At 43.4% G+C, this 22,736-nt stretch carries 21 protein-coding genes; 10 read left to right on the top strand and 11 right to left on the bottom strand.

Going from position 1 to position 22,736, the window contains the following annotated elements; all coding sequences use genetic code 11:
- A complete protein-coding gene (locus C9J46_RS16685) occupies nt 1-1,446 on the top strand; it encodes a TrkH family potassium uptake protein (RefSeq protein ID WP_107208068.1) in 1,446 nt (481 codons plus the stop codon).
- Between the two features lie 63 nt (nt 1,447-1,509).
- On the opposite strand, the gene C9J46_RS16690 is transcribed toward C9J46_RS16685, so the two are convergent.
- Together C9J46_RS16690 and C9J46_RS16695 are read right to left on the bottom strand one after the other, a co-directional pair.
- A complete protein-coding gene (locus C9J46_RS16690) occupies nt 1,510-2,169 on the bottom strand; it encodes a hemolysin III family protein (protein ID WP_107208069.1) in 660 nt (219 codons plus the stop codon).
- 174 nt (nt 2,170-2,343) lie between these two features.
- Nucleotides 2,344-3,024 (bottom strand): FadR/GntR family transcriptional regulator, encoded by a 681-nt coding sequence (locus tag C9J46_RS16695; RefSeq protein ID WP_107208070.1) that lies wholly within the window; start codon nt 3,022-3,024, stop codon nt 2,344-2,346.
- 347 nt (nt 3,025-3,371) lie between these two features.
- On the opposite strand from C9J46_RS16695, the gene C9J46_RS16700 reads away from it, so the two are divergent.
- From C9J46_RS16700 to C9J46_RS16715, 4 genes are all read left to right on the top strand, one after another.
- On the top strand, nt 3,372-3,572 hold the full coding sequence (locus C9J46_RS16700; protein ID WP_107208071.1) for a hypothetical protein: 201 nt from the start codon (nt 3,372-3,374) through the stop codon (nt 3,570-3,572).
- Between the two features lie 174 nt (nt 3,573-3,746).
- A complete protein-coding gene (locus C9J46_RS16705) occupies nt 3,747-4,013 on the top strand; it encodes a YihD family protein (protein WP_005372361.1) in 267 nt (88 codons plus the stop codon).
- Between the two features lie 298 nt (nt 4,014-4,311).
- Nucleotides 4,312-5,298 carry a serine/threonine protein kinase gene (locus C9J46_RS16710; RefSeq protein WP_107208072.1) on the top strand — a complete coding sequence of 329 codons (987 nt, stop codon included), beginning with the start codon at nt 4,312-4,314 and terminating at the stop codon, nt 5,296-5,298.
- 74 nt (nt 5,299-5,372) lie between these two features.
- Nucleotides 5,373-5,975 carry a thiol:disulfide interchange protein DsbA/DsbL gene (locus C9J46_RS16715; protein WP_107208073.1) on the top strand — a complete coding sequence of 201 codons (603 nt, stop codon included), beginning with the start codon at nt 5,373-5,375 and terminating at the stop codon, nt 5,973-5,975.
- 65 nt (nt 5,976-6,040) lie between these two features.
- On the opposite strand, the gene C9J46_RS16720 is transcribed toward C9J46_RS16715, so the two are convergent.
- Complete coding sequence (locus C9J46_RS16720; RefSeq protein ID WP_107208074.1) at nt 6,041-7,567, bottom strand: YifB family Mg chelatase-like AAA ATPase; 1,527 nt, start codon at nt 7,565-7,567, stop codon at nt 6,041-6,043.
- A gap of 390 nt (nt 7,568-7,957) precedes the next feature.
- Between C9J46_RS16720 and ilvG the strand changes: the two genes are divergently transcribed.
- From ilvG to ilvA, 5 genes are all read left to right on the top strand, one after another.
- Complete coding sequence (gene ilvG / locus C9J46_RS16725) at nt 7,958-9,604, top strand: acetolactate synthase 2 catalytic subunit (RefSeq protein ID WP_107291256.1); 1,647 nt, start codon at nt 7,958-7,960, stop codon at nt 9,602-9,604.
- On the top strand, nt 9,604-9,852 hold the full coding sequence (gene ilvM / locus C9J46_RS16730; protein WP_005372349.1) for an acetolactate synthase 2 small subunit: 249 nt from the start codon (nt 9,604-9,606) through the stop codon (nt 9,850-9,852). Before ilvG ends, ilvM begins: the two co-directional genes overlap by 1 nt.
- Nucleotides 9,853-9,872: 20 nt before the next feature.
- Entirely contained in the window at nt 9,873-10,805 is a 933-nt protein-coding gene (ilvE, locus tag C9J46_RS16735) for a branched-chain-amino-acid transaminase (RefSeq protein WP_107247627.1), read from the top strand.
- An 80-nt stretch (nt 10,806-10,885) separates the two neighbouring features.
- Nucleotides 10,886-12,727, top strand: coding sequence for a dihydroxy-acid dehydratase (gene ilvD / locus C9J46_RS16740; RefSeq protein ID WP_107208076.1), 1,842 nt, complete (start codon nt 10,886-10,888; stop codon nt 12,725-12,727).
- Between the two features lie 5 nt (nt 12,728-12,732).
- Nucleotides 12,733-14,286, top strand: coding sequence for a threonine ammonia-lyase, biosynthetic (gene ilvA / locus C9J46_RS16745; protein ID WP_107291257.1), 1,554 nt, complete (start codon nt 12,733-12,735; stop codon nt 14,284-14,286).
- Nucleotides 14,287-14,346: 60 nt separating this feature from the next.
- Here the strand turns inward: ilvA and C9J46_RS16750 are convergent, their stop codons facing one another.
- The 8 genes from C9J46_RS16750 to atpG all read right to left on the bottom strand — a co-directional run bounded on the left by C9J46_RS16750 (nt 14,347) and on the right by atpG (nt 22,720).
- Nucleotides 14,347-14,739, bottom strand: coding sequence for a helix-turn-helix transcriptional regulator (locus C9J46_RS16750; protein WP_107208078.1), 393 nt, complete (start codon nt 14,737-14,739; stop codon nt 14,347-14,349).
- A 168-nt stretch (nt 14,740-14,907) separates the two neighbouring features.
- Nucleotides 14,908-15,285 carry a helix-turn-helix transcriptional regulator gene (locus C9J46_RS16755; RefSeq protein ID WP_107208079.1) on the bottom strand — a complete coding sequence of 126 codons (378 nt, stop codon included), beginning with the start codon at nt 15,283-15,285 and terminating at the stop codon, nt 14,908-14,910.
- Nucleotides 15,286-15,526: 241 nt separating this feature from the next.
- The gene (gene glmS / locus C9J46_RS16760) at nt 15,527-17,362 is read right to left on the bottom strand and encodes a glutamine--fructose-6-phosphate transaminase (isomerizing) (RefSeq protein ID WP_107291258.1); all 1,836 of its coding nucleotides are present in this window, start codon (nt 17,360-17,362) and stop codon (nt 15,527-15,529) included.
- A gap of 25 nt (nt 17,363-17,387) precedes the next feature.
- A complete protein-coding gene (locus C9J46_RS16765; protein ID WP_107287978.1) occupies nt 17,388-18,158 on the bottom strand; it encodes a DeoR family transcriptional regulator in 771 nt (256 codons plus the stop codon).
- Nucleotides 18,159-18,373: 215 nt separating this feature from the next.
- The gene (gene glmU / locus C9J46_RS16770) at nt 18,374-19,732 is read right to left on the bottom strand and encodes a bifunctional UDP-N-acetylglucosamine diphosphorylase/glucosamine-1-phosphate N-acetyltransferase GlmU (RefSeq protein WP_107291259.1); all 1,359 of its coding nucleotides are present in this window, start codon (nt 19,730-19,732) and stop codon (nt 18,374-18,376) included.
- A 242-nt stretch (nt 19,733-19,974) separates the two neighbouring features.
- A complete protein-coding gene (locus tag C9J46_RS16775; RefSeq protein ID WP_107208083.1) occupies nt 19,975-20,397 on the bottom strand; it encodes a F0F1 ATP synthase subunit epsilon in 423 nt (140 codons plus the stop codon).
- Between the two features lie 17 nt (nt 20,398-20,414).
- On the bottom strand, nt 20,415-21,821 hold the full coding sequence (atpD, locus tag C9J46_RS16780) for a F0F1 ATP synthase subunit beta (protein WP_107208084.1): 1,407 nt from the start codon (nt 21,819-21,821) through the stop codon (nt 20,415-20,417).
- Nucleotides 21,822-21,853: 32 nt separating this feature from the next.
- Complete coding sequence (atpG, locus tag C9J46_RS16785) at nt 21,854-22,720, bottom strand: F0F1 ATP synthase subunit gamma (protein ID WP_005372328.1); 867 nt, start codon at nt 22,718-22,720, stop codon at nt 21,854-21,856.
- Nucleotides 22,721-22,736: the final 16 nt, after the last annotated feature.

Consider the following 22,736-nt stretch of genomic DNA (forward strand, 5'->3'; position numbering starts at 1 on the left):
ATGGTTAATTATCGTCCCATACTGTTTGTACTAGGGTTAGTGCTGTCTAAGCTAGCCCTGTTCATGTACGTGCCGACATTAGTCGCCTTTTTTACCGGTACCGAAGGGTTTATTGATTTCGCCACTGCGGTGCTGATCACCCATTCTGTTGCCTTTTTATTTTTAACTTTAGGTAAAACCCCAGAGTTTAAGCTTAGCGTGCGAGACATGTTCTTGATCACCACCTTAGTTTGGACTGTCGCCAGTGCTTTTGCGGCCTTACCTTTTGTATTTATTAATCACATTAGTTTTACCGATGCTTACTTTGAAACTATGTCAGGGATCACCACAACGGGCTCTACCGTTTTAAGTGGTTTAGATGATATGGCACCCAGTATTTTGCTGTGGCGATCAACACTGCAATGGCTCGGTGGGGTTGGCTTTATCGTGATGGCAGTAGCGATCCTCCCGATGCTGAACGTCGGTGGTATGCGTTTATTCCAAACCGAATCATCAGATTGGTCAGATAAAAGCTCACCTCGAACCAAGAGCGTTGCAAAGAATATCGTTAATGTTTATCTCACGTTAACTCTGCTCTGCATTATCTCGTTTATGTTTGCAGGGATGAATACATTTGATGCCATTAACCATGCTTTCACAACCATTTCGACGGGCGGTTATTCCACTTCTGATGGCTCCATGAATCACTTCTCGCACAGTGCACAATGGGTTGCCACAGTCTTCATGTTTGCTGGCGGCTTGCCATTTTTGCTGTTTGTCCAAGCCTTGAAAAAACGCCATCCAAAAACCTTATTTGGTGATGCTCAAGTAAAAGGCTATGCCTTGTTTGTGACCGTTGCCAGTTTAATTGTGGCTGCATGCTTGTTCTTCAATAAAGATTATTCGTTGATGGATTCGCTGCGATTATCATTTTTCAACATCATTTCTGTTGTGACAACCACAGGTTTTGGCTTGGGAGATTTCACCGCATGGGGACCATTGCCGAGTATTATTTTCGCCTTCACTTTATTGGTAGGCGCTTGCTCAGGGTCGACCAGTGGCGGAATAAAAATCTTTCGATTCCAGATCGCGTTTGCCTTACTACGTAAGCAAATTATGCAATCTATCCACCCATCGGCGCTATTTGTCCAACGCTATAATGATAGACCGGTCACTGACGATATTGTGCGCTCGGTTGTTGCATTAGTATTGACCTTTATCATGACCATTATCTTCATTGCTGCGATATTAGGTCTACAAGGGCTTGATCCCATCACCAGCATTACAGGTGCTGTCACCGCTGTTGCTAATGTGGGGCCGGGGATGGGGAGTATTATCGGTCCAACGGGTAACTTCGCGAGTTTGCCTGATTTATCAAAATGGACCTTAAGCTTAGGTATGTTGATGGGACGTTTAGAAATTTTGACTGTGTTAGTCGTATTTTCACCTGCATTTTGGCGAGACTAATAACACTAAAAACAAAAAGGGAGCGCATTGCGCTCCCTTTTTTATCCATTTCAACGCGATGAACTACACAGGTTTGACGTAGAAATAAATCGCACAAAAGTGGCAAATAGAACCACCTAATACAAATAAATGCCAAATTGCATGGTTATACGGAATACGTTTATTGACGTAGAAAATCACCCCAAGTGAATAAATCACACCGCCTAAAGCAAGTAACACTAAACCACCCGTCGATAAAATAAGTGCTAATTGATAAATCATAATTAGCGATAACCAACCCATGGTTAAATAAGTGATCAGTGATAATTTCTCAAATCGATAAACAAATGCAATTTTGGCAATAATACCGATAATCGCCAGTCCCCAAATCACGCTCATCAAACCAATGGCTAATGGCGTCCGCAGAGAAATCAATAAAAAAGGCGTATAAGTACCAGCAATAAGAAGATAAATCGCACAATGATCGAACGTTTTTAACGCACGTTTCGCTTTAGGTGATGAAACCGAATGGTAGAGGGTAGAGGCTAAATAGAGCAATATCATGCTCACCGCATACACGGTATAGCTGATAAGACTTAACGTGTCAGCATTAACAGAGAATGCTTTCTCAAGTAATAAATACAACCCAAGCAAGCCAAATAACAGCCCGATCCCATGGCTTATACTGTTCGCTACTTCCTCTGCAACAGAATACCCTTGTTCTGTTGCCACCGATTTGTTCATCACTCAACCACCTCACGCTAACATGACATTATTCTACTATAACCACACCACTCAGCTTACACTTGTAAGCTGAAAATAAGCAAGTCAGGATTCGTGATATTTATAATAATGAGATAAAAACATACGTAATAAAAACGGAGCGCTCGTGATAAATAAGCAATACTCCGTTAGTTATTATTTTTGTAGTAGTGATAAGGTGGCTTGTCGAGCAGCATCTGGATCGCGAGCAATAATGCCATCAACGATTTGTTGGTGAGCATCAAGTTTTAAAATACGTTCACGCGTAACAACACGGAAGTAGTTTTCAAATACCGCTTTAAACAAGTTACCAAACGGACTAATAAAATGATTTCCAGAGGAAAAATAAATCAGTTGATGGAAACGTGTGTCGACTTCAATCCAATGTTCTTGATCGAAGTTATCGCCCATTTCATGCATTTCAGCCAACAGCTTTTGTAGCTCTTTACGCTCCTCATCTGTTGCGTGAATAGCTGCTAATGCTGCCGCTTCTGGCTCTAACATTAAACGCGCTTGTTGATATTCCTCTAATAATTCAGAATCGGCATCAAAATCTAACCAAGCCAGTAAATCTTGATCAAGATAGTTCCAATTCTTTTTCGGCATCACGCGTGTACCAATACGTGGCCGAGGCAACACCATTCCTTTGGCAGCCAACATTTTGATTGCCTCACGAACAGCTGTACGGCTTACACCATACATGTCACCTAATTCGACTTCACCCGGTAAAATATCACCAGGCGCTGTTTCTCCCGCCAAAATACGGCGGCCTATAGACTCAGCTAATCGATAAGATAAATTTCGGTTGGCAACAATGCGTTGCTGCTCTTGCTCCATACATCCTCTCCAAAGGCTTCTTTTATAATATGGTTATTCCATAAAATATGTGCAGTGTAATACACACATCGTATTACAACATAAACGGATCTGAATACGCCAAGCGAAAGCACTTTTACTATTCTTTTTTTACGGCATGCTTAATCCAACCATCTTAATGCTTCAATCTTAGCATTTTAGCGGCTACTTTTTACTCGACTTTTAAAATTGCTATTGTTATTCTCAGCGCAAACTAATTAACAACCAAGCGATATACTGATGGATGGGGTAAACCCAGTAGGGAATTTTCCCTTCAGCGATCAGCTTGCTAACTTCCGGCCATGGATGAGCCTGACAACAGGTGATTTATGCGACCAGCATCTCCCGTCAGGTATGTAAGTACCCCTCGTAGCCCTTCACGCCTTCGTGCAACGGCTCATGCTCCACATTTTAAAACGAAACAGACAGCCGTTGTTGAGATTTCATTGACGAATAACGATATAAAACTAAAGCGTGATGAGTTAGAGACTCAAATACAGTCATTAATCGCCAAGCAAAATATCGCGTAATGATAATAAAACGATTGAGATAAAGCAGCTTCGGCTGCTTTTTTTACTTCGTTTTGTCATTACAACACCGCACAACAGATTGTAACCCCGTGTGCTTTGTTATAATTTACCCCTATTAAAACTATGACAATTTGCTCGTAATAACGATCACTCAGCCTCAACTACGGAGTCACTATGAAAACGCATCGCGTCAATGAGCTCATCGAACTGCTTCATCCTGAATGGCAAAAAGATCCTGATCTAAATTTAGTGGAGTTTTTATTAAAGCTGGCTGAAGAAGCAAAGTATAACGGCCCATTAGAGTCACTCACTGATGATGTACTGATTTATCATTTGAAGATGCGTAACAGTGATAAAGACGCCATGATCCCTGGGCTTGCAAAAGATTGTGAAGATGATTTCAAAACCGCTATCTTACGCGCTCGCGGTATTATTAAATAATCTCACTATTATTTAACGTTAAAAGCCAGTGAATATTCACTGGCTTTTTTGTGCCCAAACCACCAGTTTAAGCACTGATTTTAGGCTGAACCATCGCCTTGCGTTACAATTATGTTATTAACAAAGCGTGATACATATTAATGGTTAACACTCAGCGCCGACACTCGATTTATTCGTCGTCTTCGCTAAACTGATGACAACACATGTTCGCTAGGGCGGGAGAGATCTACCCCTGAATTCTCGTTATCTCAAGATTAAGGTAAACTGCAGCCTTAATTTCCATCTTTAAGGCTGTTTCATGGAAAAAAACGATTTTTGTTTTTCGAATCTCACACCTGATTTGCTACTTGATGCCTTAGATAGCATTGATGTTCGTGCAGAATCAGGATTACTGGCTCTCAATAGTTATGAAAATCGGGTCTACCAGTTTAAAGCAGAAGATGGCGCACGTTATGTCACCAAGTTCTATCGCTCAGAACGTTGGAGTGATGAGCAAATTGAAGAAGAGCACCAATTTACACAAGAATTGGCTGACAATGAAATTCCTGTTGCCGCACCTCTAAATATCAATGGGAAAACACTACATACCTTTAATGGTCATCGTTTTGCTTTATTTCCAAGTGTCGGCGGTCGACAATTTGAAGTCGATAATTTTGACCAATTAGAATGGGTCGGTCGCTATTTAGGTCGCATTCATCTCGTGGGGCAACGCCAGCCTTTTCAACACCGTCCAACCATGGGGCTAGATGAATACGTCTATCAGCCTCGAAAATTATTAGAGCACAGTCAGTTTATACCCGATCATCTTAAGAATGTTTTTTTTGCCGATCTTGATCTACTGATTAAAAACCTTGAACAGCATTGGTCGTCTGATTGGCAAGCGATTCGTCTTCATGGTGACTGTCACCCAGGTAATATTTTATGGCGTGATGGCCCAATGTTTGTCGATCTTGATGATGCCCGTAATGGTCCTGCTGTCCAAGATTTATGGATGCTATTAAACGGTGAGCGCGCCGATCAACTAGCCCAACTGGATACGTTACTTGAAGCTTATGGTGAATTTGCAGATTTTGATCAACGTCAATTGCAACTAATCGAGCCTTTACGCGGTCTTAGAATGGTGCATTATATGGCATGGTTAGCAAAACGATGGCAAGATCCTGCATTTCCCCGTGCATTCCCTTGGTTTGCTGATGCAAAATACTGGGAAGGGCAAGTTCTTGCATTCAAAGAACAAATTGCCTCGCTGCATGATGCACCATTACAACTCATGCCACAGTGGTAAACACAAAAACGTATTAACATAAAAATTCAGGTTATATTTATAACCGTGATAAGGATAATCAGGGAGTTATATCAATGTTCAAGAAGTTACTCACGCTAGCTAGTGCAGCGTTACTATCATTTTCAGTGCACGCCGCAAAATTTACTGAAGGTGATTACTACAAAGTTCTCGATCTACCAAAATCTGAAACCCCCATTGTGACTGAGTACTTCTCTTTATACTGCCCGCATTGCTATCAGTTTGAACCTATGATCAAACAGCTAAAAACTAAATTGCCTGAAAATGTAAAGTTCCAAAAAAGGCATGTTTCATTCATGGGCGGCCCAATGGGTAAAGTAATGAGTAAAGCCTTCGCGACTTCTGTGGTATTAGGTGTTCAAGATAAAATGGTACCGGTGTTCTTTAACCGTATCCACACCATGAACAAGCCACCACGTAATGAAGAAGAAGTGCGTCAAATCTTCATTGATGAGGGAGTTCCTGCGGCTGAATTTGATGGTGCATATAATAGCTTTGCAGTAAATTCAATGGTAAGCCGTTCTGATAAAGCCTTTGAAGATGCAGGCTTAACCGGTGTGCCTGCTGTTGTGGTTAACAACAAGTACCTTGTACAAACAGGTAAAATCAAATCAGCGAACGAATACTTTGAGTTAGTAAACTACTTACTGAAAAAGTAATATCATCTAAAAATAAAAAAGGGCTGTAATGCCCTTTTTTATTATCCAAATAACGACACTTTTTGTTATATAACTTGGCTATTAATCTGCTTAAGCAGCCTATCCATTGCGCGATAGCCTAACGCTTCCGCTAAGTGCCCTCGAGAGATATCAGGCTCTCCCGCCAAATCCGCTATCGTACGCGCCACTTTAATGATTCGATGATAAGCTCGTACCGATAAACCTAACTGATGAAGCGCATTTTCTAAAAATGCCGCATCAGCTTGCTGAAGTGGGCAATACTGCTCTAACTCTCGCGTCGATAACAGCGCATTCACCTTACCACTGCGAGTCAACATTAGCTGACGAGCATGATCGACCCGCGCTTTAATCGTTACTGTTGAATCACCTCGATCTCCCCCTTTAGTTAACGTTCCTCGGGGTAGAGCAGGGATCTCAATCGACATATCAAACCTATCAAGTAATGGGCCACTCAACCGACTTAAATAACGTAATATCGCCTGTGGGTTGGTACGTGTTTGGTTACCGTCATAATACCCAGAAGGGCTTGGGTTCAGCGCACCGATCAATTGAAATCGCGCAGGAAACGTTGTTTTACTGGTCGCACGAGAAATCACAATATGACCTGACTCTAATGGCTCGCGTAAAGAATCTAAAACTTTACGTTCAAATTCAGGCATCTCGTCTAAAAATAAAAGCCCATTGTGCGCCAACGATATTTCTCCCGGTTTAGGTACCGAACCACCGCCCACTAATGCCGCCATAGAGCTCGAATGGTGTGGCGTACGAAAAGGCCTTTTTAACCAATTTCCTTGGTGTAAGGATTGTGGTGTGAGCGAGGTGACGGCCGCGGTTTCTAACGCTTCCTCATGACTCATCGGCGGCAGTAAATCACATAACCTTGATGCCAGCATAGTTTTTCCCGTCCCCGGAGGACCGAGGAACAAAACATTATGACCGCCGGCGGCGGCTATTTCTAACGCACGTTTCCCTTGTTGCTGCCCGATAATATCTTGCATATCTCGCTCTAAAGGAGCCGCAGTTTCTTTAAGCTGCTCACTAAAATTTAATGCTAATTGTTGTTGGCCGCATAAATAGCCACAAACGGCTAATAGATTGGATGCTGATTTATGAACCTCTTTACCGACGAGAGCCACTTGATCGCCATTACTGTCAGGCACCACAAAGCAACGCTTCGCCTTTAATGCAGCTAAAGCAGCAGGCAGTGCCCCCTTTACAGGTCGTAACTCTCCCGATAATGCTAATTCACCGATAAACTCATGCTCTGATAATTTATCTGTTGGGATCTGACCTGATGCCGCTAAAATACCTAACGCTATAGGTAAATCAAATCGCCCTCCTTCTTTAGGCAAATCAGCAGGGGCTAAGTTGACAGTGATACGTCGTGATGGGAACTCAAAATTCGCATTAATAATTGCACTTCGAACCCGATCTTTAGCCTCTTTTACCGTAGTTTCAGGTAGCCCTACTAATGTAAAACTTGGCAACCCATTACTTAAGTGGACTTCTACCGTTACAGGTGGAGCCTGCACTCCCACACAAGCTCGACTATGAACAATCGCAAGCGTCATGAACCATCACCTCACTGAGATAAAAAAACATTCGTTAATGAAATATTTATTTTTAGTTTCATAAGATGCCTGTAAATGCAGCTCGTTTGCTAAAAAAACCACAGTTTTTGCTTGTCATGCGATAGATGTCTGTGTTACCACTAACATATAGCAACAACTAGACAACAAAAGTTGGACAAATATACATGCGCTTAACAACATCCCTCGTACTCATTATTAAAGTCATTGTGGTGATTATGTCACCGCAGCGGGGATTTGCTGGCGCAAAGTAGCGCAAAGACGCAAACAAAAAGCCCCCGCACTGAGAAGTTCGGGGGCTTTTTTCAACAAATGGATTTGAGTAATCGTTATCATCTCAAATAGATCTCGCAAAGCAAGCAAGGAGCTGCGATGACAGGGGCAGAATTAGTCGTAAAAGCGCTGCATCAGCAGGGTATCAAAACCGTATTTGGTTACCCAGGCGGTGCCATCATGCCAATTTATGACGCGTTATATGATGGTGGAGTAGAGCATATCCTCTGCCGTCACGAACAAGGAGCAGCAATGGCTGCTATTGGTATGGCCCGATCCACCCAAGATGTCGCTGTCTGTATGGCAACATCAGGTCCAGGTGCCACAAACCTCGTCACTGGACTTGCTGACGCCTTTATGGATTCAGTCCCCCTAGTTGCGATTACTGGACAAGTTGCCAGCACCCATATTGGAACCGATGCCTTCCAAGAAATGGATGTGATTGGGATGTCTTTATCATGTACCAAACACAGCTATCTGGTCACCGATATCAATGAACTTGCACCAACCCTTGCTGAAGCATTCGTAGTCGCTAAAGCCGGTCGTCCGGGCCCTGTTATTGTCGATATAGCCAAAGATGTACAGCTTGCACAAGCGCCAACCGAATTACTCCCCCCAATTGAACCACCAGCGGTTCCAACGGTTAATAGTGAAGCTATCACTGCAGCTCAACAATTATTAGATCAAAGTCATCGTCCCGTAATGTATGTCGGTGGTGGGGTGCAAATTGCCCATGCAACCGATACGTTACGTCAATTTTTAAACCTTAATCCAATGCCTTCGGTCAGTACTTTAAAAGGCTTAGGGTCTATTGAACGCCATGATCCCCATTACCTTGGCATGCTTGGTATGCACGGCACAAAAGCAGCCAACCTAGTGGTACAAGAAGCGGATTTATTAATTGTGGTTGGCGCCCGATTTGATGATCGCGTAACCGGAAAATTGGATACCTTTGCGCCACACGCAAAAGTAATTCATATTGATATTGATGCCGCTGAATTTAGTAAATTACGTCATGCTGATGCGCCATTACGTGGCGATATTAATACTATTTTGCCTCAGTTAGAGCTGAGCCAAGATATCAGCCGTTGGCTCACTCACAGTGAACATATTCGTAAAATAGGTAAATGGCGCTATGACCATCCTGGCGAGCTGATTTACGCACCATTACTGCTTAAACAATTATCAGATATGATGCCTGATAGCAGCATGATATCGACTGATGTTGGTCAGCACCAAATGTGGGCTGCACAGCATATTCAACCTCGTGCGCCACAAAACTACATTACATCAGCCGGTCTTGGCACCATGGGTTTTGGCTTGCCAGCGGCAATGGGAGCCAGTGTTGCCCGTCCTGATGATCAATCTATTCTGATCTCTGGTGATGGCTCGTTTATGATGAATGTACAAGAATTGGGAACCTTAAAGCGCCGCAGTATTCCCGTCAAAATGGTACTTATCAATAACCAGCGCTTAGGTATGGTACGTCAATGGCAATCGCTGTTTTTTGATGGTCGCCACAGTGAAACCATCCTAGATGATAACCCTGATTTTGTGATGTTAGCTAAAGCGTTTGATATTCCGGGAAAAACCATTACTCGCAAAGAAGAAGTGGCTCCTGCACTGGAAGAAATGCTCGCCAGTAAAACCGCTTACTTACTGCATGTGCTAATTGATGAAGAACAAAATGTATGGCCACTGGTTCCACCGGGTGCTGCAAACCAAGATATGCTGGAGAACACCTAATGGAAAGATATTTACTCAACATTACCGCTAATGATAAGCCTGTATTACTTGAGCGAATTTTACGTGTGATCCGCCATCGTGGCTTCATCATAAAAAAAGTCGATGCAACACAAAATCATCACAGCAAGATAGCCAGAATCGAAATTATCGTCGATAGTACTCGTCCTATATCGACGCTTATCAACCAAATTGAAAAACTGTGGGACATCATCAGTGTAGAGACTTCCCCCCTGCAGTTACTGGATTAAATTTTAGAAAGGAATTCAACATGGCAAATACAGCAGATTACATTTGGTTTAACGGTGAAATAGTGCCTTGGGCTGATGCTAATGTTCACGTTTTAACCCACGCAATGCACTATGGTACTTCAGTATTTGAAGGGATCCGTTGCTACAACACGCCAAAAGGCCCAGCCATTTTTCGTCATGAAGAACATATGGTACGGCTAAAAAATTCGGCAAAAATTTATCGCTTCCCAATCCCATACAGCTGCGATGAACTAATGGAAATTTGCCGTGAAACGATCCGAGTCAATAAACTCGATTCTGCTTACATTCGCCCATTGGGTTATGTGGGGAATGTTGGCCTAGGGGTTTGTCCTCCCGTTGATACAAAAATGGATTTGATTGTTGCCGCTTTCCCTTGGGGCTCTTACTTAGGTGAAGAAGCACTGGAAAATGGCGTTGATGCGATGATTTCTAGCTGGAATCGTGCCGCGCCAAATACTATTCCAACGGCTGCAAAAGCTGGTGGTAACTACCTATCATCATTACTGGTTGGTAGCGAAGCACGTCGCCATGGTTACGCAGAAGGGATCGCATTAAGTGTTGATGGTTATCTATCAGAAGGCGCTGGTGAAAATATCTTTGTCATTCGTAACGGCGTTCTTTCAACACCACCAACAACTAGCGCAATTTTACCCGGCATCACCCGTGACACGATTATGATCCTAGCTAAAGAACGGGGTTACGAAGTACGTGAAGAAAACATTGCTCGTGAAGCACTTTACCTTGCCGATGAAATCTTCATGACAGGGACAGCAGCTGAAATCGTACCGGTACGCAGTGTGGATCAAATTACCGTCGGTGAAGGTAAACGAGGCCCTATCACCAAAGAGCTGCAAGCCGCTTACTTCGGTCTGTTCAATGGTGAAACAGAAGATAAATGGGGCTGGTTAGATTACGTTTATCCACAAAAGTAATTGCCCTTCACAACCCAACCAATACATATCAAAACTGTCGCTAATGCATTAGCGACAGTGCTCAAAAAGGATTTTCTGTTATGCCTAAATACCGTTCTGCAACCACAACCCATGGCCGAAATATGGCTGGTGCTCGTGCGCTTTGGCGTGCCACTGGCGTCAAAGATGAAGATTTCGGTAAGCCGATTATTGCCGTTGTGAACTCGTTTACCCAATTTGTTCCCGGTCACGTCCACTTAAAAGATCTCGGTCAATTAGTCGCAAAGCAAATAGAAGAAGCGGGCGGTATTGCCAAAGAGTTTAATACCATTGCTGTTGATGACGGCATTGCGATGGGGCATGGCGGTATGCTGTATTCACTCCCATCACGTGAGCTTATTTCAGATTCTGTTGAGTACATGGTGAATGCCCACTGTGCCGATGCGATGGTATGTATCTCAAACTGTGACAAAATCACCCCGGGAATGTTAATGGCGTCACTTCGCTTAAATATTCCGGTTATTTTTGTTTCTGGCGGACCAATGGAAGCCGGTAAAACCAAGCTTTCAGAGCAAGTGATCAAGCTCGATTTGGTTGATGCAATGATCCAAGGTGCCGATCCTAAAGTATCAGATGAACAAAGTGAGCAGATCGAACGTTCAGCATGCCCAACTTGTGGTTCGTGCTCTGGTATGTTCACGGCGAACTCAATGAACTGTTTAACCGAAGCATTAGGTTTAAGCCAGCCGGGTAACGGTTCAATGCTGGCAACACACGCAGATCGCGAGCAGCTATTTATTAACGCGGGTAAGCGTATTGTTGGTCTAACTAAGCGTTACTATGAGCAAGACGATGAAACCGCATTGCCACGTAACATTGCCAATAAAAAAGCCTTCGAAAATGCGATGGCATTAGATATTGCAATGGGGGGATCAACTAATACCGTTTTACACCTTTTAGCCGCAGCGCAAGAAGGTGAAATTGATTTCACCATGACCGATATTGATCGCATGTCTCGTATTGTTCCACACCTCTGTAAAGTTGCACCATCAACACCGAAATATCATATGGAAGATGTTCACCGAGCAGGTGGCGTTTACAGTATTTTAGGTGAACTGGATCGCGCAGGTCTCTTCCATAACGATTGTCACAATATTCTGGGTGAAACCTTTGCCGAAAGCTTCAAACACTACGATATTAAAGTAACGGATTCAGAAGAAATTAAAACGTTCTTCCGCGCAGGTCCTGCAGGTATCCGTACCACGCAAGCATTCTCGCAAGATTGCCGTTGGGAAACGCTTGACGATGATCGAGAAAATGGCTGTATTCGTAGTAAAGAGTTTGCCTTTAGCCAAGATGGCGGTCTTGCTGTACTGTCAGGCAATATGGCACTTGATGGCTGTATTGTTAAAACCGCAGGCGTTGATGAAAGTTGCTTAACCTTTACAGGTCCTGCCGTTGTGTTTGAAAGCCAAGATACCGCTGTTGAAGCGATTCTTGCCGGTAAAGTGAAAGCAGGCGATGTCGTGGTTATTCGTTATGAAGGACCTAAAGGTGGCCCTGGTATGCAAGAAATGTTGTACCCGACCACTTACCTTAAATCTATGGGTCTTGGCAAAGAATGTGCGTTGATCACTGACGGTCGATTCTCTGGCGGTACCAGTGGCCTATCTATTGGTCACGTTTCGCCTGAAGCAGCAAACGGTGGCACGATTGGCCTGATCGAAAATGGCGACATTATCGCCATTGATATTCCAAACCGTAGCATTGAGCTCAATGTCGATGATGCAACCCTCGCGGCACGTCGTGAAGCAACGAACCAACGCGGTTGGAAGCCTGTCGATCGTGAACGTCAGGTTTCTTTTGCCCTAAAAGCCTATGCCAACCTAGCCACCAGTGCAGATAAAGGCGCAGTGCGCGATAAATCTAAACTAGAAGGATAATCACCATGAGCGAAGTGAAACAGGCCACGGATGAAGAGCTACTTAGCGGAGCCGACTATCTTCGCAATATCCTTCGAGCGCCAGTATATGAGGTGGCACAAGTCACCCCATTGCAAAATATGTCTCGTCTGAGCGCAAGGATTGCAAATCAGATCCAACTAAAACGAGAAGATCGCCAGCCGGTTCACTCGTTTAAGTTACGTGGCGCTTATAACATGATGTCGCAGCTGACTGAGCCGCAAAAAGCGGCAGGAGTGATTGCAGCCTCTGCCGGTAATCATGCACAAGGTCTTGCTTTATCAAGCCAGCAACTCGGGGTTAAAGCCACGATTGTGATGCCACGTACGACACCTGATATCAAGGTGGATGCGGTACGTAGTTTTGGTGGTATTGTAGTGCTGCATGGCAGTAATTTTGATGAAGCTAAGGGCTATGCCGAACAATTAGCGCAACAACACGGCTATACCTTTATCCCTCCTTTCGATCACCCATCGGTGATCGCAGGACAAGGCACAATTGGTATTGAGTTGGTGCAACAAAATGGTCATCTTGATTGTGTTTTTGTACCGGTTGGTGGCGGTGGTTTGGCGGCAGGCGTTGCCGTTTTACTCAAACAGCTACTACCTGAAATTAAAGTGGTTGGGGTTGAGGCTGAAGATTCTGCCTGTTTAAAAGCAGCGCTTGATGCAGGCCAACCAGTCACATTAGATCAAGTCGGCATGTTTGCTGATGGTGTAGCTGTGAAACGTATTGGTAGTGAAACCTTCCGTTTATGTCAGCAATACCTTGATGATGTTATCACGGTCAGCAGTGATGAAATTTGCTCGGCGGTTAAAGATATCTTTGAAGATACCCGCGCGATTGCTGAACCTTCGGGGGCACTTTCTCTTGCTGGGCTAAAAAAATACGTCGAGCTGCATCAAATCCGCGACCAGCAACTTGCTGCGATTTTATCAGGCGCAAACTTGAATTTTCATGGTCTACGCTATGTTTCAGAACGTTGTGAGTTAGGTGAAAAACGTGAAGGGTTATTAGCCGTTACGATCCCTGAACGTCCTGGGGCTTTTCTTGATTTCTGCCATTTGATTGGGGGGAGAGCGGTAACCGAGTTTAACTACCGTTATAACGATGATGCGCTGGCCAATGTTTTTGTCGGTGTGCGTTTAATGCAAGGCCAAGAAGAACTTGATGGCATCATTAAAGATCTGCGAAAAGGCGGATATCCGGTGGTCGATTTATCTGATGACGAAATGGCGAAAGTCCATGTTCGTTATATGATTGGGGGTAGGCCATCAAAACCGCTTAAAGAACGTTTATATAGCTTTGAGTTCCCTGAATACCCAGGTGCACTTATTCGCTTTTTAAATACCCTTGGTTGTCATTGGAATATTAGCTTATTTAATTATCGTAATCATGGGGCAGATTATGGTCGTGTTTTATGTGGCTTTGAACTTGAAGACAAAGATTTGCTGTCATTTACTAGCCACTTACGCGAATTGGGCTATCAATGGAAAGACGAAACAGAAAATCCAGCCTATAAGTTTTTTCTTGCTCAGTAATGAATAGTCCCTAACAAAAAAGCAGCGTAATCGCTGCTTTTTTTATAACAATCAACATGATTAACGACTGTTTGAAACATATTCAAGGCAACAGGAAATCAAATTAATATTTTGTTCGATCATTTTTTGGCGTAAAGGAGAAGGTACCTGCGCATACATAACCGATAATCGATTGATATCACCATATTCAGGTGTACTGTCGTCTGAAATAAACCAATGCAAAGGACGCCCTGTTATCTTTGCTATATTCATTAGCATTAATATTCGAGGCTCTGTTTTCCCCGACTCTACATCAAGGTAAGTTTGACGAGCAACACCTAGCTGCTTAGCCATACTCACTTGAGTGACCCCTTTCCATTCTCTCGCTTCTCGAATCTTTTGTGCAATATGCGCTATTTCTGTTATTGCGTTATTAATCTCACGCTCAACACTATATTCACTCATCATCGACATTTATACCGCACTAAACCCATAAACTTTGTTTAAACTATTCTTCGCTAAAATAGATGTCTATGGGTGCTAGTACAAAAATGTGATACGCCATATTCACTGTCATCAAAGATAGACAATAAAAAGATCGAAATGAACAATTAAGTAGGCACCAAGGAAGATCGTTATTCGCTACTTATTTTTATGTGTTAAAGCACGGGTGTATTCCGCCATAAAACTCGCTAAGTTGATACATTGCTGCAAAATAACGTGGCGAGCAGAATGTGGCAAGTGACTAAAAAATTGCAATAAGCGATCAATTTCTTCCTTATACTCACTTTCTAAAATTTCAATCCCTTCATCACCATAAACAAACCAAGTTAATGGCCTCTCAGTGATCTCCGAGATCTCAGACAATAATCGTACTTTAGGTTCTGTTTTTCCGGTCTCTAGATCAAGATACGTTTGGCGAGCGACTTTCAACTGCTGGGCCATATGTACTTGGGTTAATCCTTTCCATTCACGAGCCTCCTTGATCCTAGCGGCAATCTTTGTCTTTGGCTCTGTCATACACCTTCTCCAATTAGATAGTGAAGAACGCTTCACTATTTGTTGCAGTGCAGATGATGAGCCAATTTTTCATTTTTTTTAATTCTTAATATTCAATAAGATAAAATCAAAGCAGACTTTTATTCTTAATTTGAATCGCACATCGTATGGATAATCAGGCATTTTTTTATTTCGCAACACAGTAAACGTTATCAAGAGTACCGATAAAAAAGACGCAAGTTGCGCCTTTTCTCATTTGACATTACTCAACAGTCACCGCTTTGGCTAAATTACGAGGCTGATCAACATCAGTACCTTTAATTAAAGCCACGTGATACGACAACAACTGCATCGGAATGGTATAAAAAATCGGTGCGATGATTTCATCCACACTGGGCATGGTCATGATTTTCATGCCGCTGGTCTCTTCAAATCCAGCTTCACTATCGGCAAACACATACAGTAAGCCACCGCGAGCACGTACTTCTTCAATATTAGATTTGAGCTTTTCTAATAAATCATTGGTAGGTGCCACCACGATAACAGGCATCTCAGCATCAACTAACGCAAGTGGGCCATGCTTTAATTCACCCGCCGCATAAGCCTCTGCATGAATGTACGAGATCTCTTTTAATTTAAGTGAAGCTTCAACAGCAATCGGGTAGAACTCACCACGACCTAAAAATAATGCATGTTGTTTATCGCTGAATTCTTCAGCCAATAGCTCAATCGACTTATCAAGCGTTAATGCTTTCTCGATAAAGCTTGGTAATTGCTGTAGTGAATGAACGATTTTTTCTTCTTGCTCATTATCAATCGTACCTTGCTGCTTACCTAATGCAGTTACAAGCATTAATAATGCGACTAACTGCGTAGTAAACGCTTTAGTTGATGCGACCCCAATTTCAGCCCCCGCGCGGGTCATAAAAGCTAAATCAGATTCACGTACCAAAGATGAGCCTGCAACATTACAAATTGTCATCGCAGCCATATAGCCTTTTTCTTTTGCTAAACGCAGTGCCGCTAAGGTATCTGCTGTTTCACCTGATTGAGAAAGGGTGATCAGTAAGCTATTTGGACGGGTAACAAATTTGCGGTAGCGAAATTCAGAGGCAATTTCAACATCACAGCTAATTCCTGCAATAGATTCAAACCAGTAACGTGCCACCATGCCCGCGTTATAGGAGGTACCACAAGCAATAATTTGAATATGCTCAACATGATCAAAGATCGTTTTCGCTTCATTACCAAAACTTTCCAAGATCACGCGATTGTTGCGGATCCTGCCTTCCATGGTATTGATCAGAGCGCTTGGCTGCTCAAAGATCTCTTTTTGCATATAGTGACGATAATGACCTTTATCCGTATCATCATGTTGAATATGAGATTCGGTGACTTCACGTTCAACCAACTCATCTTGTTGATTATAAACTCGAATATCACGACGGGTGACTTCGGCAACATCGCCTTCTTCTAAAAACATAAAGCGACGAGTCACATTCAGCAAAGCCAATTGATCAGACGCAATAAAGTTTTCACCTACACCTAATCCGATCACCAACGGGCTACCAGAGCGCGCAACAACCAAACGTTCCGGATCGCGACTATCCATCACTACGGTACCATAAGCGCCTTCTAGTTGAGTAACAGCTTGCTTCACAGCGGCTAATAAAGAATCGGCAGTTCGCAGTTCCCACTCAACTAAATGTGCAATTACTTCAGTATCGGTTTGAGAATAAAAAACATAACCTCGTTGTTGTAATAGATCACGCAATGCTTGGTGATTCTCAATAATCCCATTATGAACAATCGCTATATGCTCACCAGAGACATGAGGGTGGGCGTTAGCTTCTGAGGGTTCGCCATGTGTTGCCCAACGTGTATGCGCGATCCCCGTTCCGCCAATAACTTGCGTTTCATTAACCGCCTCAGCTAAGGCTTGAACTTTCCCCATACGTCGTAAGCGTTGTAATTTAAATTGTTCATCAACAACGGCAAGACCTGCTGAATCATACCCGCGATATTCTAATCGACGTAAGCCTTCGACTAAGATCTCTGCTACATCACGTTGTGCTACCGCACCTACAATCCCACACATAACTGCTATCCTTTATAACTTGTTATTATTCACTATAGGCACGAATCACGCGCACACCCTGTTGTTCTATTGCAACAGTATCAGCATCACTCATGCCATCATCGGTAATTAAAGTATCGATCCCTTGCCACGTTAACTCTAAATTCGGAATTTTTCGTCCGACCTTACAAGACTCAATCATTACCACCACTTCGCGAGAAACTTCCGCCATCACTCGACTTAGCCCCGTCAGCTCATTAAAGGTGGTTGTGCCACGCGTGATATCAATGCCATCAGCACCAATAAATAGCTGATCAAAATCGTATGAACGCAATACGGATTCTGCAACTTTGCCTTGAAATGATTCCGAATGCGGATCCCATGTACCGCCCGTCATCAATAAGGTCGGTTCATTTTCAAGTGCATTTAGTGCATTCGCGACTTGCAAAGAATTAGTCATTACCACTAAGCCTTGTTTAGTGCTTAGTAGGTTAATTAATGCTGCTGTTGTACTACCACAATCAACGATAATGCGATTGTGATCTCGGATCAGATCAGCGGCAGCAATCGCAATCGCTGACTTTCGTTCTGAAACTTTTTCTTCTAAGCCAGTTGCAACTATTTCACTCGGCATAGCAATGGCACCACCGTATCGGCGTAGCAATAAGCCAGAACTTTCTAATGCCGCGAGATCTTTACGAATTGTGACCTCAGAGGTCGAGAAGTGACTAGCAAGTGTATCCACACTAACTTCACCTTCAATACCAACCATAGCTGCAATAGCATGGCGACGTTGTTGCGTATTACGTTTTGACATAAGTTTTGAAATGATAGATTAAGTTTCAGTTTGAAATTTAGTATAGCGTTTTAAAAATTAATCGATCAATAACAAATATGCAGATTCGGTATAATTTTTCTCTCGAAATAACTACTGGAATGGAAAAGCTAGAGGAATATAGGGGCGGGGGTTGGAGATAGACAATAAAAAAGCAGGAGAAACTCCTGCTTTAAAAATGATAACGTAATTGAAAATTACTTCTTGGTTGGGCGTTTCCAGCCTTGAATCGTTCGTGCGGGTGCGCGAGTGATCACTAACTCACCTTCTCCAACATTACGATTAATCGTTGCACCGGCACCAATAGTTGCACCGCTTGCAACTTTAACTGGGGCGATAAGTTGAGTATCAGAGCCAACAAATACATCATCGCCAATTTCAGTTTTAAATTTGTTCGCGCCATCGTAGTTACAAGTAATAGTACCTGCACCTATATTGACGTTAGCACCAATCTCAGCATCACCAAGGTAAGTTAAATGACCCGCTTTAGAGCCTTCACCTAAACGCGTTTGCTTGATTTCAACAAAATTACCCACATGCGCTTGATCTTGAAGCTCCGTACCTGGACGTAAACGAGCAAATGGACCGACCGTACAGGCTTCACCTACCGTCGCACCATCAATCATACTGTATGGGCTGATAATTGAGTTATCATCAATCTCACAATCTTTAAGCACACAACCGGCGCCAATCACGACGTTATCACCAATACTAACGCTGCCTTCAATCACCACGTTAACATCAATTTCAACATCGGTACCGCATTGTAATTCGCCACGTAAATCAAAACGAGCAGGATCACGTAACATCACACCTTGCTCTAATAAACGCTCAGCTTGTTGAGCTTGGAAAGCTCGCTCAAGGCGCGCAAGTTGAATACGGTTATTTACACCTTCAACCTCAATAGGGCTTACAGGGTGCACCGCTTCGACGGCACGACCTTCATCATGGGCAATCTCAATAATATCGGTTAGGTAATATTCACCTTGCGCATTATCATTTTTAAGCGCCGCTAACCAACGCTTAAGATCACCGCCATTAGCCACCATGACACCAGTATTGATTTCTTTTATGAGCTTTTGCTCTTCAGTGGCATCTTTTTGCTCTACAATCGCAACTACGGGACCATTACGACGCACAATACGACCGTAACCACTTGGATCATCAAGAACAACGGTTAGTAAGGCAATGCCACCATCAGGCTGAGCATCAAGCAGGTTTTCTAACGTTTGTGCACTAATCAGTGGCACATCACCGTATAAAATCAATGCTTTTTCATCATCAGCAAGGTTCGGGGTCGCTTGATTAACCGCGTGTCCTGTTCCTAATTGCTCAGCCTGTAGTACCCAATTGACTGATTCTTGAGCCAATACTTGTTGCATGGTGTCACCACCATGGCCATAAACTAAATTAATATTTTTCGCACCAAGATCATTACATGTGTCAATCACATGTTTGACCATCGGCTTTCCGGCTAAAGTATGAAGTACTTTTGGCAAGTTAGAATACATACGGGTGCCTTTTCCCGCAGCTAAAATCACAGCACTAAAGCGCATGATGGGATGTCCCTCTTGATGCATAAATTTGTTATTTAATTGGTATTGTACCGTCAAGTTCCACTAGATTTAAGCGTAATTGTTTAATTCTCACTAAGAAATAACAGGTGTACCTCGCAAAAGTCTTAATAGAAAATCATTTTTGTAATAATAAATATCCCCAAACAACATCAATCAATAAGATTTTTAGCAATAAAAAAAGCGACCTTAATGGTCGCTTTTTATATTACTTTAGCGTCAGACTAGCGTGCGCGTTTAGTTAGTTCAATTACTCGAAGCTGAGCAATGGCTTTCGCTAAATCACTGGCTGCCTGTGCGAAGTCAATATCGCCATGCTGATTATGGATGCGCTCCTCAGCTTGACGCTTAGCTTCTTCTGCTTTCGCGGCGTCTAAATCAATACCACGAATAGCTGTATCGGCTAATACCGTCACTGCAGAAGGCTGAACTTCAAGCATACCGCCAGAAAGATAGATTACATCTTCCTCACCACCTTGCTTGGTAATACGTACCATGCCAGGGGTAATAGCTGTAAGTAGTGGCGTGTGACCGGCATGAATACCTAGCTCACCTTCACTACCCGTTACTTGAATATTTTCAGCACGACCAGAGAACAGACGTTTCTCAGCACTGACTACTTCCAACTGGAAAGTTATCGCTGCCATGTCGCCTCCTAATTAGCTTACAGCTTCTTCGCGTTTTCTAATACGTCTTCAATCGCACCACAGTACATAAATGCCTGCTCTGGGATATCGTCGTATTCACCCGCTAATAAGCCTTTGAAGCTACGTAGTGTGTCTTTCAACGTTACGTAGATACCTGGGTCACCAGTAAAGACTTCTGCTACGTGGTAAGGCTGAGTTAGGAAACGTTCAATCTTACGTGCACGTGATACAGCTTGCTTATCTTCTTCAGATAGCTCGTCCATACCAAGAATAGCGATGATGTCTTTTAGCTCTTTATAACGTTGAAGTAGGCTCTGAACGCCACGAGCAATGTCGTAGTGCTCTTGACCTACAACCAATGGATCAAGCATACGTGATGTTGAATCCAATGGGTCGATCGCAGGGTATAGACCTAGCGATGCGATCTGACGCGAAAGTACAACTGTTGCATCTAAGTGAGCAAAGGTTGTTGCTGGTGATGGGTCAGTCAAGTCATCGGCAGGTACGTATACCGCCTGAACTGACGTGATAGAACCAGACTTCGTTGACGTGATACGCTCCTGAAGTACACCCATCTCTTCTGCTAGTGTAGGCTGGTAACCTACGGCAGATGGCATACGACCTAGTAGTGCTGATACTTCAGTACCTGCAAGGGTGTAACGGTAGATGTTATCGATAAATAACAGTACGTCACGACCTTCGTCACGGAAACGCTCAGCCATAGTAAGGCCAGTCAATGCAACACGTAGACGGTTACCTGGTGGCTCGTTCATCTGACCGTAAACCATTGCTACTTTTGATTCTTCAGGTTTTTCGATGTTAACAACACCTGCTTCCTGCATTTCAAAGTAGAAATCGTTACCTTCACGTGTACGCTCACCAACACCTGCAAACACAGATAAACCTGAGTGTTTTAGGGCGATGTTGTTGATAAGTTCCATCATGTTAACGGTCTTACCAACACCCGCACCACCAAACAGACCGATCTTACCACCCTTAGCGAATGGACAGATTAAGTCGATAACTTTAACACCTGTTTCTAGGAGTTCAGTTACGTTTGACTGATCTTCATAGCTTGGTGCTTCACGGTGAATAGCGTAACGCTCTTGCTCACCGATCTCACCACACTCATCAATAGGTTGACCAAGAACGTTCATGATACGTCCTAAAGTCGCTGTACCTACTGGCACTTCAATTGGGCGGCCTGTGTTTTCAACAGACAAACCACGACGTAAGCCATCAGAAGTACCCATAGCGATACCACGAACAACACCACCACCAAGTTGCTGCTGAACTTCCAGTACTAGTGTACCGTTCTCTTTCGCATCAACATGAAGGGCATCGTATACCTGTGGTACAGAGTCCTGTGGAAACTCTACGTCGACTACCGCACCGATGATCTGTACGATCTTACCTGTAGCCATCGTTAATCCTCTAAACTTATTAATTCTTTGCCTTAAACAGCAGATGCGCCAGAAACGATTTCTGACAGTTCTTGTGTGATCGCAGCCTGACGGGCTTTGTTGTACACAAGTTGCAGTTCATCAATCAGATCCCCTGCATTATCTGTTGCAGCTTTCATCGCTACCATTCGTGCCGCTTGCTCACTGGCAAGGTTCTCAACCACACCTTGGTACACTTGTGATTCGGCATAGCGAACCAATAGGGTATCTAGTAGCGGTTTAGGCTCGGGCTCATAAATATAATCCCAAGAATGGTTGCGCTGCATTTCTTCGTCTTCTGACTTAGGCAAAGGCAACAATTGATCAATCACTGGTTGCTGTACCATGGTATTTACAAACTGGTTGTAAACCACATACAGACGATCCAGTTGGCCTTCATCATATTTCTTCAGCATTACGCCAACAGTACCGATCAACTCATCAACACTTGGCGTGTCACCAAGGCCTGATACTTGAGCTGCTACGTTACCGCCGTAGCTATTAAAGAATGCTGTTGCTTTAGCTCCAATTAGCGCTAAATCAACATCCGCACCTTTATCTGACCATGTTTTAATATCGGTGATCGCTTTTTTGAACAAGTTAATGTTCAAGCCACCACACAAACCACGGTCAGTTGAAACAATGATGTAACCAACGCGCTTGGCTTCACGCTCTTCAAGATAAGGATGCTTATACTCGAGGCTACCAAGGGCGATATGACCGATCACTTTGCGCATAGTTTGTGCGTATGGACGTGATGACTCCATTGCTTCCTGCGTTTTACGCATTTTAGAAGCAGCCACCATTTCCATCGCTTTAGTGATCTTTTGCGTGTTTTTAACACTACCGATCTTGTTACGAATCTCTTTTGCGCCGGCCATCGTTACTCTCCGTTAG

Origin of the sequence: Photobacterium sp. GB-36, assembly GCF_003026135.1 — a bacterium.
Taxonomy (GTDB): Bacteria; Pseudomonadota; Gammaproteobacteria; order Enterobacterales; family Vibrionaceae; genus Photobacterium.

Coding starts and splice junctions, on each gene's coding strand:
- C9J46_RS16775 (WP_107208083.1), bottom strand. CDS start 20,397: ATGGCAGCGATAACTTTCCAGTTGGAAGTAGTCAGTGCTGAGAAACGT.
- C9J46_RS16700 (WP_107208071.1), top strand. CDS start 3,372: ATGCGACCAGCATCTCCCGTCAGGTATGTAAGTACCCCTCGTAGCCCT.
- ilvE (WP_107247627.1), top strand. CDS start 9,873: ATGGCAAATACAGCAGATTACATTTGGTTTAACGGTGAAATAGTGCCT.
- C9J46_RS16710 (WP_107208072.1), top strand. CDS start 4,312: ATGGAAAAAAACGATTTTTGTTTTTCGAATCTCACACCTGATTTGCTA.
- ilvD (WP_107208076.1), top strand. CDS start 10,886: ATGCCTAAATACCGTTCTGCAACCACAACCCATGGCCGAAATATGGCT.
- C9J46_RS16715 (WP_107208073.1), top strand. CDS start 5,373: ATGTTCAAGAAGTTACTCACGCTAGCTAGTGCAGCGTTACTATCATTT.
- glmS (WP_107291258.1), bottom strand. CDS start 17,362: ATGTGTGGGATTGTAGGTGCGGTAGCACAACGTGATGTAGCAGAGATC.
- atpG (WP_005372328.1), bottom strand. CDS start 22,720: ATGGCCGGCGCAAAAGAGATTCGTAACAAGATCGGTAGTGTTAAAAAC.
- C9J46_RS16755 (WP_107208079.1), bottom strand. CDS start 15,285: ATGACAGAGCCAAAGACAAAGATTGCCGCTAGGATCAAGGAGGCTCGT.
- C9J46_RS16685 (WP_107208068.1), top strand. CDS start 1: ATGGTTAATTATCGTCCCATACTGTTTGTACTAGGGTTAGTGCTGTCT.
- C9J46_RS16765 (WP_107287978.1), bottom strand. CDS start 18,158: ATGTCAAAACGTAATACGCAACAACGTCGCCATGCTATTGCAGCTATG.
- ilvM (WP_005372349.1), top strand. CDS start 9,604: ATGGAAAGATATTTACTCAACATTACCGCTAATGATAAGCCTGTATTA.
- glmU (WP_107291259.1), bottom strand. CDS start 19,732: ATGCGCTTTAGTGCTGTGATTTTAGCTGCGGGAAAAGGCACCCGTATG.
- atpD (WP_107208084.1), bottom strand. CDS start 21,821: ATGGCTACAGGTAAGATCGTACAGATCATCGGTGCGGTAGTCGACGTA.
- C9J46_RS16750 (WP_107208078.1), bottom strand. CDS start 14,739: ATGTCGATGATGAGTGAATATAGTGTTGAGCGTGAGATTAATAACGCA.
- C9J46_RS16690 (WP_107208069.1), bottom strand. CDS start 2,169: ATGAACAAATCGGTGGCAACAGAACAAGGGTATTCTGTTGCAGAGGAA.
- ilvA (WP_107291257.1), top strand. CDS start 12,733: ATGAGCGAAGTGAAACAGGCCACGGATGAAGAGCTACTTAGCGGAGCC.
- C9J46_RS16695 (WP_107208070.1), bottom strand. CDS start 3,024: ATGGAGCAAGAGCAGCAACGCATTGTTGCCAACCGAAATTTATCTTAT.
- C9J46_RS16705 (WP_005372361.1), top strand. CDS start 3,747: ATGAAAACGCATCGCGTCAATGAGCTCATCGAACTGCTTCATCCTGAA.
- C9J46_RS16720 (WP_107208074.1), bottom strand. CDS start 7,567: ATGACGCTTGCGATTGTTCATAGTCGAGCTTGTGTGGGAGTGCAGGCT.
- ilvG (WP_107291256.1), top strand. CDS start 7,958: ATGACAGGGGCAGAATTAGTCGTAAAAGCGCTGCATCAGCAGGGTATC.